Genomic DNA, 12,603 nt, shown 5'->3' with positions numbered 1-12,603 from the left:
CAAAGGGAGGCCAGGGCGTTAAGATTTGGCGAAGCCTTGGAGGCAAATTAGTCCTGGCCTCACGGTTGGAATGCGCAAGCATTTCAATTGCCTCCCAAAAAGTGCCCTTTCTTTTGGTTCGTTTTCTTTGGGCAAGCAAAGAAAATGAACATAAAAAGCGAGCCGCAACGCAGTTGCGGTTTGCTCAAAGCTGTTTCCCTGTAATCTTATTATGTAAATGCACGGCAGCCCCGTCCGAAAGAGATGAGACATAAGATGCAGCCGCCAGGAGGCATTCGTATACCGTATTGTGGGATTGCTCCCGGGTAGCGGCCGGCAGCAGGCGCAGGACCAGCTTGTCGTAGGCAGAGCCGCTGCCTTTGAACTGGGCCACCAGAGCCGCTGCAACCACCTCGAGGATATCCGAGAGGATACGGTAGCCGGCAACTTCCTTCTCTACGACCTCCTGAGAGCGGTAGATACGTTCCACGCTTACCTTGAGGATGTCTTCGATCTGGGCCTGGAAGCGGCTCTTATCCAGCAGGGCGACGGTGAACTCCCCGGCGCGGATGGCCTCCTCTTCCTCCATAAAGACCCGTACGGCATCCTGCACCAGGGTTCCTATGGCTATGGCCCGCAGATAGCCCAGGCGGTCACTCATCGATGGGATGGCCCTGTATTTAGCCGTATCGATGCGGTCCTGAACCAGTTTAATGAGGAACTCCAGGGCGTATTCCTCCGGGATGAGCCCCAGGTTGATCCCGTCCTCAAAATCGATAATGGTGTAGCAGATGTCATCCGCAGCCTCCACCAGGTAGGTAAGCGGGTGGCGGCAATACCCGGCCTCCGAACCAAAAGACATGGGAATAAGGCCCAACTCCCCGGCAATTTCCGCGAAGGTGGTCCGGTCTGCCTGGAAAAAGCCGTACTTCTTAACGGCGATATGCCCGGAAGGTTTATACGGCAGGGATTCTTTGGGATACTTCATAAAGGCCCCGAGGGTGGCGTAACTCAGGCGAAGCCCCCCCGGCACACCCTCCCGGTCTGCCGTAAGCAGGTGGAAACCATGGGCATTGCCCTCGAAGCGCAGCAGGTCTTCGAATTCCTTTTCCGAAAGGTCCCTGGCATACTCCCGGCCGGGGCCGTGGCTGAAGAAGGTCCCGATGGCCTTTTCACCACTGTGACCAAAGGGCGGGTTCCCAATATCGTGTGCCAGGGCCGCTGCGGCAACAATGGCCCCGAAATCGTTAAACCCGTACCCGTGGGTCTGCTTCAGGTAGGGGTGCTTTTCCAGGATAGCAGCGCCGGCCAGACGGCCCAGGCTACGACCCACCACGGAGACCTCCAGGCTGTGGGTAAGGCGGGTATGCACAAAATCGGTTTTGGAAAGCGGGATCACCTGGGTTTTATCCTGCAGGCTTCTGAAATAAGGGGAAAAGATAATCCGGTCATAATCGACCTCAAACCCGAGGCGTACCTCATCCTGTTCCTTGCGCAACCTTTTATGGGTATCTCCCTGTCTTTTAAGGGATAACAATTGCTCCCAGTGCATCATAAGCGTGGTAAAAGCCGCAAGATACCACTTTTTTGAGCGGTGCCCGAAGGGGGTTTCCTACGGGTTAACATTGGGTTAATCTGTTAACACTTACCTAACCATATCGCAAAAAAGGTTTAATGCGAAGCTAACCCCAACCTTACAAGGGCTGGCGTTCTTTGCGGCGGTACTAAGTATAGTTATTTCTTTATTAATGAGACATTTATTTTTTGGCCTGATGGCCATCTTTTGCACTTCACTGGCAGCGCAATCCACAGGAAGCGTCGCCGGGAAGGTAACGGATCGGGAATACAACGACGATCCGCTGCCTTTTGCCAACGTTCTGATCAAAGGCACCACAACAGGAACCACTACAGATTTTGATGGCTTGTATGAAATAGGCAACCTGGATCCGGGGACCTATACTGTCGTTTTCAGTTATCTGGGTTATGAGACTGTTGAAATCCCAAATGTTACCATTGAAGCAGGTAAAATCACTGAAATTAACGTTCCGATGTCTGCCAGCCAGGGGGTTGCCCTGGATGAGGTGGTAGTAACCACCGTGGCCAGGAAAGACTCTGAAGTAGCCCTGTTGCTGGATCAGAAATCGGCCGTTTTAATCCGGGAAAGTATTGGCTCTCAGCAATTGGGCAGGATCGGGGTTACCGATGTTGCTACAGCCACGACCAAAATCTCCGGGGTAACAGCCAGTGAAGCTTCCGGTGATATCTATGTCCGGGGTCTGGGGGACCGATACCTGTCTACCACCCTGAATGGACTACCTGTTCCTTCAGACGATGTTGACCGGAAGAATATTGATCTGGGCCTTTTCCCGACCCGTGTTATTCAAAACGTGAGTATTGGTAAAACCTATTCCGTTCAGAACTCTGCGGACCAGGCATCAGGAACGGTAAATATCGCATCCCGCGAACTCGTTGGCGCTTCGGAACTCAGTATAGGAGTTCGGGGTGGTGTCAATACCAATGTTGCTCAAAGCGGGGTATATGACAACTTCAAGAGCTCCCCGGCCAGCGCCCGGGCACCTCTGGGCTTTTATAGCAACAGCCGCACAACCCAGGAACTCATCACCCAGCAGGGTTGGAATACGCGTCAGGAAGAGAACCCGCTGGACTATTCCGTGAATCTGGTTGCGGGAAAGAAAATAGCAGACCGCCTGTCTGTGCTTTTCACAGGCTCTCAAAGCCGCTCTTACGATTACGGTCAGGGGATTTTCTACCAGTACCGCTCCAACTTTGTGGATGATACCATTACCGACGCCACCAACTGGAGGAAGCGGGAGGTAACTTCCGGGTTGCTCGATCTGGTATACTTTATCAATGAAAACAACAAACTCAAGAGCTCTACCATCTTCCTGAACACCTTTACAGAGGAACTCTATGAAGGAGGGCGCAATGGAGAGGGATTCATTTTTGAGGAAACCGACCTGGACGAGGGCCTTGCCCAATTCGTCAGGGACCAGAATATAAAACAAACCCAGATCCTGATTTCGCAGTTGCTGGGCTCCCATAAACTTACCCAGAAAAACACCATTCAATGGGCTTTGGGCTACAACCAGGTAAATGCAGACGAGCCCAACAGGATCCGTAATGAGGTTAACTTCGACCCGGCAAACCCGAGTTTTGTTCAATTGGGCCGCACCGGCGGTTTCCAGCAACGGAAATCCAGCCAGGTGATTGAGGATGTGGAATACAACGGGTATCTCAAAGACATCATAGACATCATTCAGGAAGAAGACAAGTCCTTCCGGGCCGAGGTAGGTGTAAATTACCGAAATAAAGAACGGGATTTCGAATCCATTTTTGTCGGTGTGGAAGAGCGCACCACCAATGCGATCAACCCTTCCTCCATTGACAATATCGGGGCCATTTTCCAACCGGGCAACTTCGACTCCGGTGTGTTGCAGTTCAACCTGCTGCAGCCCGATCTCTACAACGGTCAACTGGAATCCATGGCAGCCTTTGCGGACTTTAACGTACGCATCAACAAATGGAACTTCAATGCCGGATTGCGTTTCCAGAAGGACCAGATAGATGTAGGGTTCGACGTTGGGAACTTCCCCGGACGTATTGGCGAAACCAACAAAGAGTACAGCAACCTGTACCCCAGCGCGAATATCCGCTATGCCCTGAACGACAAGCAGGCCCTGAGGTTTGCTATCAGCAATACCATTACCCTGCCCGAATTCAAGGAAATTGCACCCTTCGAATATGTATCCCAGGTGGGCCAGGTAACACGGGGGAACCCCGACTTGGAGGCATCACGTGCTCTCAACTATGACCTCAAGTGGGAGTATTTCCCCTCTTCCGGGGAATTGATTTCCGTAGCTGCCTTTTACAAGGATATTTCAGACCCCATCAACCGGGTACAGGACCGGGGGTCTGCCGGGGTGTTCTCGTATTTTAACTCAGGAGACAAAGCCGAGGTCTTCGGTTTCGAGGCCGAAGCCAAGGTAGATCTTCTCACTGCCCCGGAAAATGCAGATGGCGTCCGGGAAGGATCTGGGGTTAGCATGGTCTTCAACGCAACACGGATGTGGCATTCCCAGGACCTCAAGGAGGTGCGGGATGAGAATGGGAACTTTGTACGGACCTTCCGCTATAAGGGTCTTACCGAAGAAGGCCTGCAGGGCGCTTCCGACTGGATCTTCAACGCCAGCCTGAACTATACCATTGAAGGGGATAACCCGTTCACTGCCACGCTTACCGCGAACTACGCTTCTGATAAAATCTTTTCCCTGGGAGCTCCGGAAATCCAGAGCCAGGCAGATACCTTTTATAACGATGCCATTGTCGAAAACGGTTTTGTAGTACTCGACGCCGTCTTGACAAAGGAAATCGGAGAACATTGGAGAATAAGGTTGTTAGGGCGCAACCTTCTTACACCGACAATTGAAAGGACCCAGCTGGTCCGCCCTAGTACCACCAATATAGAGACAGAAGAAACTGTCCGTAGCTATACTTCTGGAGCACAGATCAGCTTGGGTCTCAATTACAGTTTTTAACCCGTGAAATAACGCGAACTCTCTAAATCCCAAAATTATGAAGACCACTTTTTTTAGAAATGCACTTATCGCTTCAATGCTGGCCCTCTTCGTGGCAGCCTGTAGCGACGACGACGGACCCGACGGACCGGACAACCCGGGGCCCACTGCCTCCTGTACCGATGGTATCCAAAACGGTGACGAGACCGGTATCGATTGTGGCGGTTCCTGTTCTGCCTGCCCTGAGCCGGAAGGCACAGACCTGCAAGGCAGCCTGACCGAAGACCGCACCCTGGATCCTTCCGAAATCTACAACCTCAAAGGGACCCTCAGTGTTGAAGCCGGGGTAACCCTGACCATCCCTGCCGGGACTACCATAGTTTCCGATTCCGGGACGGACAAATACATCGTTGTCCAGAAAGGTGGTTCCATTGATATCCAGGGAACAGCTGCTTCGCCTGTAGTTATGACCTCTGCCAACCAGACTCCCGGAGACTGGGGAGGCCTGGTGATTGCCGGTAATGCCTCCACTACCGAAGGTGTAGATGCCATTGCAGAAGTAGGTGGTATCGTATACGGTGGCACTAACGATGCAGACGATTCCGGTTCCATCTCCTACCTGATTATAAACTACGCCGGTGCCCAAATCAACGCCGAGTCCCAGTATAACGGCCTTTCTCTCTACGCGGTTGGTTCTGGTACTACGATCGAAAACGTAGCTATCCTCAACGGTACAGACGACGGGGTTGAATTCTTCGGCGGTACTGTAAGCGCTTCCAATTTCTACCTGGAAAATAACGAGGACGACGCAGTAGACTGGACTGAAGGATGGAATGGTACCCTCACCAACACTTACGTTCTGCATACCATCGACGGCTTCTCCACTGCCGTAGAGGCCGATGGTATTAACGCGAACCCCAGCCTGGTGAACTTCACCGCTGTTTCTACCGAAGGTGGTACCGCCCTCCAATTCAAAAAAGAGTCTGGTGCCACTATTACCGGTCTTTCACTGACCGGGTATGAAACTTCTGTGGAAATGCGCGATGGCGGACCCCTTGCCAACGTTCAAATCGATGGTGCCGACGCAGACCCGGCTCTGACCTACCTGGCCGACGCCACTGTTGACATTGCCCTTTTCGCTTGGGTTGATACCGATGTTGCCGTAGAATCACAGGACATCCAGGGCGTTATCGACACCGACATGATGCTGGACGACAGCATCATTTATCGCCTCAAAGGAAGCCTTAGCGTGGAAAACGGTGCTACCCTCACTATTCCTGCTGGTACCCTGATCATCGCGGATGCTGCTGCCGGTCAGGCAACCGAAACCTATATCGTAGTTAAGAAAGGTTCCAAAATCGATATTCAGGGAACTGCTGAGGACCCGGTCATCATGACCTCTTCCGGCCAGCAACCTGGCGATTGGGGAGGCCTTGTAATCCTTGGAGATGCGACTACTTCAGAAGGTGTTGACGCCATTGCCGAAGTAGGTGGTTTCGTTTATGGAGGTACCAATGACGCCGATAACAGCGGAAATATCAACTACCTGGTCATCAATTATGCCGGTGCCCAAATCAACTCCGAGTCTCAGTACAACGGACTTTCGCTCTACGCCGTTGGTTCCGGTACTACCATCAGCAATGTGGCTATCCTCAATGGTACAGACGACGGTGTTGAATTCTTTGGTGGTACGGTTAGTGCTTCCAACTTCTACCTGGAAAACAACGAAGACGACGCTGTAGACTGGACCGAAGGCTGGAATGGTACACTTACCAAAACCTATGTATTGCACAGCATCGACGGTTTCTCCACCGCCATTGAGGCCGATGGTGTAGATGCCGCCGTGGCCGTTCCCACCCTGGTAGATTTCACTGCTGTATCCTCTACCGGAGGTACTGCGCTGCAGTTCAAGAAAACCACAGGTGCTGTTTTTACCAACATCAACCTTTCCGGATACGCCACCAACGTGGATATGCGCGATGCCGGACCGGTAAGTAACATCTCTGTAGATGGTACAGCCATGACCACCGTAGACGACGATGTCTTCAATGGTACTGCTGTAGACCCTGCAGACTTTAGCTGGGCCACCGGAAACTAAGCCCGGTTTTAAACACTAACTAAGGAAAGTCCTGCCGGGTTGGCAGGACTTTCTTGTTATGTTCGCATTTAAATTTTCAACCCATGCTAGGGAATCCCATTCATAACCTTATTTTAACATCCCCGTACGGATATAGTTTGATTTTTGTGTTTATATGACGCTAATGGCTGATAATCTCTATGTATTTATGATCGTTGCCCTGGCTGTCCTGGCCATTACCGACCTGGTAGTGGGGGTCAGCAACGACGCGGTCAACTTCCTGAACTCCGCCATCGGCTCCAAGGCCATCTCATTCCGCACCATTATGGTAGTGGCAAGTGTCGGCATCGCTTTTGGGGCGATGTCCTCCAGCGGGATGATGGAAGTGGCGCGAAAGGGCATCTTCAATCCCGAACACTTCGTATTTGCGGAGATCATGATCATATTTATGGCGGTCATGATCACAGATATCCTGCTGCTGGACTTCTTCAATACCATGGGGCTTCCCACTTCCACTACTGTCTCCATAGTGTTCGAATTACTCGGTGCGGCGGTGGCCATCTCCATCATCAAAATCCTCGATAGCGATTCCGGATTGCTCGCCTTGGGGCAGTATATCAATACGGAGAAAGCCACAGAGATCATCCTTGGGATCCTGCTTTCCGTGGCTATCGCCTTTACCATAGGCGCCCTGGTACAGTTTGTCTCCCGCCTCTTCCTCTCCTTCCGGTTCGAACGGCGACCTTCCTGGATGGGCGCGATTTTCGGCGGCCTGGCCATAACGGCTATTATCTATTTCATCCTGGTGAAGGGGCTGAAAAGCGCTGCCTTGTTCCAGGGGTTTCTCAATACTGCTGTTTCAGAAAACCCGAATTTGTTTCTCCTGGCCAATGCCGTAATCTGGACGTTCATTTCCTGGGTGGTTATGCGGTTTCTGAAATGGAATATTTACAAACTGATCATTATCCTGGGGACTTTTGCTCTGGCTATGGCCTTTGCCGGTAATGACCTGGTTAACTTTATCGGGGTTCCGATTGCCGCCTACCAGTCCTTCCTGGACTGGCAAACCTCAGGCAGCCTGGCTACGGAATATACCATGGAAAGCCTGGCATCCACGGTACAGACGCCAAGCCTGTTGCTTCTTGCCTCAGGCCTTATCATGGTCATTACCCTTTGGTTTTCTTCCAAAGCCCGCGCTGTGGTTAAAACCAGCGTAGACCTATCCCGACAGGATGAGGGGGAAGAGCGCTTTGCCCCCAATTACCTCTCGCGCCGGATAGTCAAATACACGATTCAGGCGGCAGATAACTTTATAAGTATCATCCCACCTGCTATTCAGAAACGAATAGATACCCAGTTCGACAAGCCATATGTCTATATCCCGAAAAGCCGGGCGCAGGACCTGCCGGCATTCGACCTGGTGCGGGCATCCGTAAACCTGATGGTTGCCAGTGTTTTGATTTCTATCGCCACCTCTATGAAACTCCCGCTGTCTACCACCTATGTTACCTTTATGGTGGCCATGGGGTCCTCCCTGGCAGACCGCGCCTGGGGGCCCGAGAGCGCGGTGTACCGGGTAGCTGGAGTACTGAATGTAATAGGCGGTTGGTTCTTTACTGCATTCAGTGCTTTTGTCAGTGCTGCGGTTATCGCCTATATCATCCACCTGGGGGGTATCTGGGCCGTAGGCATCCTGCTGGTGCTGGCGTTCCTGTTGATCGGTAGGAACTACCTCTCCCACAACCGCAAGATGCAGGAAACCATACGGGAGGAAAAACTTCAGAAAGCCGAAAGCCGTTCCATCCTGGAACTGATTGATGAGAATGCCGACAATGTTGCCCTTACTATGAAACGGGCCAATAAAATCTATACCTCTACGGTCGATGGCCTGGCCAAACACGATATTGAAAGGCTTCGAAAAAGTAAAAGGGGTATCGCCAAACTGGAGTCGGAGATCGAAGAGCTTAAAGGCAACATCTTCTATTTTATTAGGAACCTGGACGAATCCAGTATCGGGGTCAGTAATTTCTATATCTCCATCCTGAATTACCTGGAGGATATGGCCCAATCCCTGGAGTACATTTCCAAGGTCAGCTACAAGCACGTGAACAACAACCACAAAAAGCTCCGATTTAACCAAATCAAGGACCTCAAGGAAATTGACGTGCAGGTGGAGGATTTATTCAACAAGATCCAGAAAATCTTTGAGACCAAACATTTTGAAGGTCTTACACCATTGATCGTGAATAAACAGGAACTCTTTGACGAAATCAATGAAAAGATTGAAAAGCAGGTTACCCGGACGCGACTGGACGAATCGAGCCCCAAGAACACGGCCCTGTACTTCAGCTTGTTGTCCGAGACCAAAGACCTGTTAACGGCCACCATTAACCTGTTGGAAATCTACAACCAGCACACCCGCCCGGCCATCTACTAACAAAAAAAGCCCCCGAAGTTCGGGGGCTTTCTTTTTAAAGACTTTTAATTTTATCTGTTAATGGCAACAGCCTCCCCGTTATTCCATTGGGTAACGGATGCGATTTGGTTGTTGTTGTAATCCACTTCCTTCAGGCCTTCACCACTCCAGAAGAACCACTTACCGGATTTCTTTCCTTCAACGTACTGCCCCATGGCAATCTTGCGGCCCTGCACATCGTACATTTTCCACTCCCCATGCAGCTGTCCATTCAGGAAATACCCAACTTGGGCCACTTCACCATTTTCATGGAAGTAGGTAGCCTTTACACTTTTCCCTTCCTTCTCCACCACCGGCTCAGAAGTTTGAGCCTGCAGACCAAATCCTATCATCAAAGCTATAAAGCCAAAAACTACTCTCATAATATAACCGTTTAATGGGGTTAATCCTTTACATTAACGTAACAAATATACATATATTTTACGTTTATGTTAAGCTGAAGTAACTTTTTGTTTACATTAAGTTTACATTGAACTTCTTTTTAATTGTTTATCAAGTGTTTAGAAGCTTGTCTAACGTAAACTTTAACACTTCTTGCTGCGGCTCAGGTCATTTTAGCGAAGAAATACAGGCGCTTACCGATTAACCCCTACCTTTACCTAATCACTAAAATCCTGCCTGGCCATGATCTCGGAATGGGTCGCGAAACCCTTGTTATTGCTCGCTTTTACGCAGTTGCTTAGCCCTGCCACGCCTTTGTCGGCCCAGACCCCCACTGCCGCCGAAATCCTGGAGCGCAGCATCGACTACCACGACCCCGAAAGGCTCTGGGGGCGCTTTAAGGGTACCCTCACCGTGGTGGCGGAATACCCGGAGCGCCAGCCCCGGGTAAGCACCATTGCCATGGACCAGCCCGGGGACACCTTCCGGATTATCATGGTGCAGGACGGGGTGGAAAAGGCCCTCAGCCTCCAGCAAGGGGTGTGCAGCCTCTCCTTCCAGGGCTCGGAAACCTTCAGCGCCGCCATCGCGGAAAAGGAACGGCTCACCTGCGAACGGGCACAGATGTGGCGGGATTATTATTCTTACCTCTACGGCCTGCCGATGAAACTCCAGGACCCCGGCACCATCCTCAGCCCGGTTGTACAGGAAGTGGATTTCCACGGCAAACGCGCTCTGGTACTGGAAGTACGGTACGACCCGGAAACCGGCTCCGACCTCTGGTATTTCTATCTGGACCCGGAAACCTACGCCTTGCAGGCCTACCAGTTTTACCACGACAAAGCCGCCAACGACGGGGAATACATCTTACTGGAGGGCGAGATCCAGGCAGGAACCATACGGATACCCCAGAACCGGAGTTGGTTCACCAATAGGGAAGGGCGTTTCCTGGGAAAGGACTTGTTGCGCAAGGCCACCCTGATGGATGAATAGGGTGTTACCCTACCGGTAGAAATTCATCTCATCCAGATAGGTCCAGACCCGCTCCGGGAGCAGGGGCCGGATGTTCTTCCCCTCCTTGTGTTCCCTCCGGATAAAGGTGGATGAAATCTCCATGATGGGGGCGTCAATCCTGTGGATGTGCGGGTGGTCCTCAAATACCTCCGGGACGGTATGGTCCGACACCCGTGGGTAGACGTAGAGGTGGTGGTGCTCCAGGATGGCTTCGTAGTTTTTCCATTTGTGGAAGCCCTTTAAATTATCTTCGCCCATAATCAGGGCAAATTCCCGCTGGTCCCCATACTTCTCGTACAGGTGGGTGAGGGTATCGATGGTGTAGTTGGGTTGGGGCAGGGAAAACTCCACGTCGCTGGCCTTCAGCTTCGGGTAGGGTTCCACTGCTTCCCGGACCATCTGTAGCCTGTGGTGGTTATCCAAAAGGCTTTGCTTCGTCTTAAAAGGGCTTTTGGGAGTAACTACCATCCAGATTTCCTCCAGGTCCGAAAACTCGGCCATGTGGTTGGCGATAACCAGGTGCCCGATATGGATGGGGTTAAAGGTGCCGAAAAAAAGACCAGTGCGCTTCATCCCGGGTCGGATTCAGGAGGGTTGGCCTTCTTCCCCGGGCTGGGGAGCTGCAACATACTCGGCCACCAGGTTGTAGGCCTCCTGCAGGGCCGTGTCCAGGTCGTAATTCCTGATGATGGTATCGAATTGAGGGGCTGTGGCCAACTCTACGGAGGCCTTGGCAATGCGCATATTGATCTTGTCCTCGCTTTCCGTACTCCTTTTTTTCAGGCGGATCTTGAGTTCATCCACACTGGGCGGCTTGACGAAAACCGCCAGGGTGCGGTCCGGGAATTTTCGCTTGATGCGCAACCCGCCCGCCACGTCAATATCAAAAATCACATGCTTCCCTTCGGCCCAGAGCCGCTCCACCTCACTTTTGAGGGTTCCGTAGAAATTGTCCCGGTATACTTCCTCCCATTCCAGGAAATCGCCGTTCTTGATATGCTGCTTGAACTCCGAGATGGTCATGAAATAATAATGCTCCCCATGCTTCTCCCGGGGGCGCCTCGGACGCGAGGTGGCCGAAACAGAAAAAGCGAGGTTCAGCTCCGGCTTACTGAGCAGGTGGCGCACAATAGTGGTCTTCCCGCTTCCTGAGGGGGCCGAAAAAACGATAAGTTTCCCTTCTGCCATACTCAAAGGACATTGAGGATTTGTTCCTTGATCTTCTCCAGGTCGTCTTTCATCTGTACTACCACCCGCTGCATAGCCGCATCGTTGGCTTTGGAGCCCATGGTGTTGATCTCCCGCCCCATTTCCTGGGTGATGAAGCCCAGCTTCTTGCCGTTCGATTCCGGGGCGCCCATGGTTTGTTCAAAATGGTCGAGGTGCTTTCCGAGTCGCACCTTCTCTTCGGTAATGTCGTATTTCTCGAGGTAGTAGATCAGTTCCTGCTCAAAGCGGTTGGCATCCACATTCTCCTTCAGTTCTGCCACTGCCCTTTCCAGGCGCTCTCGGACGGCGCTCAGGCGGTCCTTGTCCAGGGCCTCCACCTCCTGCAGGTTTGCCCTCAGGGCCGCCAGCCTGCTGGTGAATTCCGATTCCAGGGCCTGGCCTTCTTCCTCCCGGAATGCCTGCAGGTGCCTCAGGGCTTCCTCCAGGGCCTTTTCCACGGCTTTATACTCTTCCGGGTCCAGCTCCTCCCGCTCGGTTTTCAGGGCATCTGGCAGGCGCAGGGCCATCTCCAGCAGGTGCGCGGGCTCGCCCGCTGCAATCCCCCGCAATTGCTCCATATACTTTCGCACTACCCCTTCATTTACCTCGGCGGTGGTCTGGTCTCCCGTCCATTCCACAAACAAGCTGAAATCGATTTTCCCGCGGTTGAGGCTACGGGCAATCGCGTTTCGAAAATCCAGCTCCTTCTCGCGGTAGGTCTGCGGGACACGGGCGTTGATGTCCAGGTTTTTGCTGTTGAGGGATTTTACCTCCACCGTAATCTTTTTCCCTGGGAGCTGCACGATGTGCTTCCCATAGCCCGTCATCGATTGGATCATAGCTGTGTCTTCGCTTTGGCCAAAGGTAGTAAAATTGAAGGGGACACAAACCGCATACAAAGCCCCAAAATAGGGGTTGTTACGAGATGTAAA

General features: G+C 52.1%; 9 protein-coding genes. 4 read left to right on the top strand and 5 right to left on the bottom strand.

The features are described from left to right. Nucleotides 1–184: 184 nt before the first annotated feature. A complete protein-coding gene (dgt, locus tag CA832_RS03495; RefSeq protein WP_088340744.1) occupies nt 185–1,531 on the bottom strand; it encodes a dGTP triphosphohydrolase in 1,347 nt (448 codons plus the stop codon). Nucleotides 1,532–1,727: 196 nt separating this feature from the next. Between dgt and CA832_RS03490 the strand changes: the two genes are divergently transcribed. From CA832_RS03490 to CA832_RS03480, 3 genes are all read left to right on the top strand, one after another. Beyond that, nucleotides 1,728–4,535: a TonB-dependent receptor gene (locus tag CA832_RS03490; RefSeq protein WP_088340160.1), complete on the top strand. Its 2,808-nt coding sequence runs from the start codon at nt 1,728–1,730 to the stop codon at nt 4,533–4,535. 37 nt (nt 4,536–4,572) lie between these two features. Further along, nucleotides 4,573–6,612, top strand: a complete 2,040-nt coding sequence (locus CA832_RS03485) for a hypothetical protein (protein ID WP_233131720.1) — start codon at nt 4,573–4,575, stop codon at nt 6,610–6,612. A 163-nt stretch (nt 6,613–6,775) separates the two neighbouring features. Further along, the gene (locus CA832_RS03480; protein ID WP_088340159.1) at nt 6,776–9,028 is read left to right on the top strand and encodes an inorganic phosphate transporter; all 2,253 of its coding nucleotides are present in this window, start codon (nt 6,776–6,778) and stop codon (nt 9,026–9,028) included. A gap of 50 nt (nt 9,029–9,078) precedes the next feature. Here the strand turns inward: CA832_RS03480 and CA832_RS03475 are convergent, their stop codons facing one another. Beyond that, nucleotides 9,079–9,429: a toxin-antitoxin system YwqK family antitoxin gene (locus CA832_RS03475; protein WP_088340158.1), complete on the bottom strand. Its 351-nt coding sequence runs from the start codon at nt 9,427–9,429 to the stop codon at nt 9,079–9,081. Between the two features lie 262 nt (nt 9,430–9,691). Between CA832_RS03475 and CA832_RS03470 the strand changes: the two genes are divergently transcribed. Next, on the top strand, nt 9,692–10,441 hold the full coding sequence (locus tag CA832_RS03470; RefSeq protein WP_143542326.1) for a DUF6503 family protein: 750 nt from the start codon (nt 9,692–9,694) through the stop codon (nt 10,439–10,441). A 9-nt stretch (nt 10,442–10,450) separates the two neighbouring features. Here the strand turns inward: CA832_RS03470 and nadD are convergent, their stop codons facing one another. Genes nadD through CA832_RS03455 form a run of 3 tightly spaced genes read right to left on the bottom strand, consistent with a single transcriptional unit; the run spans nt 10,451 to nt 12,510 of the window. Beyond that, nucleotides 10,451–11,035, bottom strand: a complete 585-nt coding sequence (gene nadD, locus CA832_RS03465; RefSeq protein ID WP_088340156.1) for a nicotinate (nicotinamide) nucleotide adenylyltransferase — start codon at nt 11,033–11,035, stop codon at nt 10,451–10,453. A gap of 12 nt (nt 11,036–11,047) precedes the next feature. Continuing rightward, a complete protein-coding gene (gene gmk / locus CA832_RS03460) occupies nt 11,048–11,650 on the bottom strand; it encodes a guanylate kinase (protein WP_088340155.1) in 603 nt (200 codons plus the stop codon). A gap of 2 nt (nt 11,651–11,652) precedes the next feature. Next, nucleotides 11,653–12,510, bottom strand: a complete 858-nt coding sequence (locus tag CA832_RS03455; protein ID WP_088340154.1) for a YicC/YloC family endoribonuclease — start codon at nt 12,508–12,510, stop codon at nt 11,653–11,655. Nucleotides 12,511–12,603 lie beyond the last annotated feature (93 nt).

Origin of the sequence: Robiginitalea sediminis (assembly GCF_002198115.1) — a bacterium.
Lineage (GTDB): Bacteria > Bacteroidota > Bacteroidia > Flavobacteriales > Flavobacteriaceae > Robiginitalea > Robiginitalea sediminis.
This window is presented reverse-complemented; position numbering and strand designations above follow the sequence as displayed.

Excerpts from the sequence above, each read along its gene's own strand:
- dgt (WP_088340744.1), bottom strand. The coding sequence starts at position 1,531 with ATGCACTGGGAGCAATTGTTATCCCTTAAAAGACAGGGAGATACCCAT.
- CA832_RS03490 (WP_088340160.1), top strand. The coding sequence starts at position 1,728 with ATGAGACATTTATTTTTTGGCCTGATGGCCATCTTTTGCACTTCACTG.
- CA832_RS03485 (WP_233131720.1), top strand. The coding sequence starts at position 4,573 with ATGAAGACCACTTTTTTTAGAAATGCACTTATCGCTTCAATGCTGGCC.
- CA832_RS03480 (WP_088340159.1), top strand. The coding sequence starts at position 6,776 with ATGGCTGATAATCTCTATGTATTTATGATCGTTGCCCTGGCTGTCCTG.
- CA832_RS03475 (WP_088340158.1), bottom strand. The coding sequence starts at position 9,429 with ATGAGAGTAGTTTTTGGCTTTATAGCTTTGATGATAGGATTTGGTCTG.
- CA832_RS03470 (WP_143542326.1), top strand. The coding sequence starts at position 9,692 with ATGATCTCGGAATGGGTCGCGAAACCCTTGTTATTGCTCGCTTTTACG.
- nadD (WP_088340156.1), bottom strand. The coding sequence starts at position 11,035 with ATGAAGCGCACTGGTCTTTTTTTCGGCACCTTTAACCCCATCCATATC.
- gmk (WP_088340155.1), bottom strand. The coding sequence starts at position 11,650 with ATGGCAGAAGGGAAACTTATCGTTTTTTCGGCCCCCTCAGGAAGCGGG.
- CA832_RS03455 (WP_088340154.1), bottom strand. The coding sequence starts at position 12,510 with ATGATCCAATCGATGACGGGCTATGGGAAGCACATCGTGCAGCTCCCA.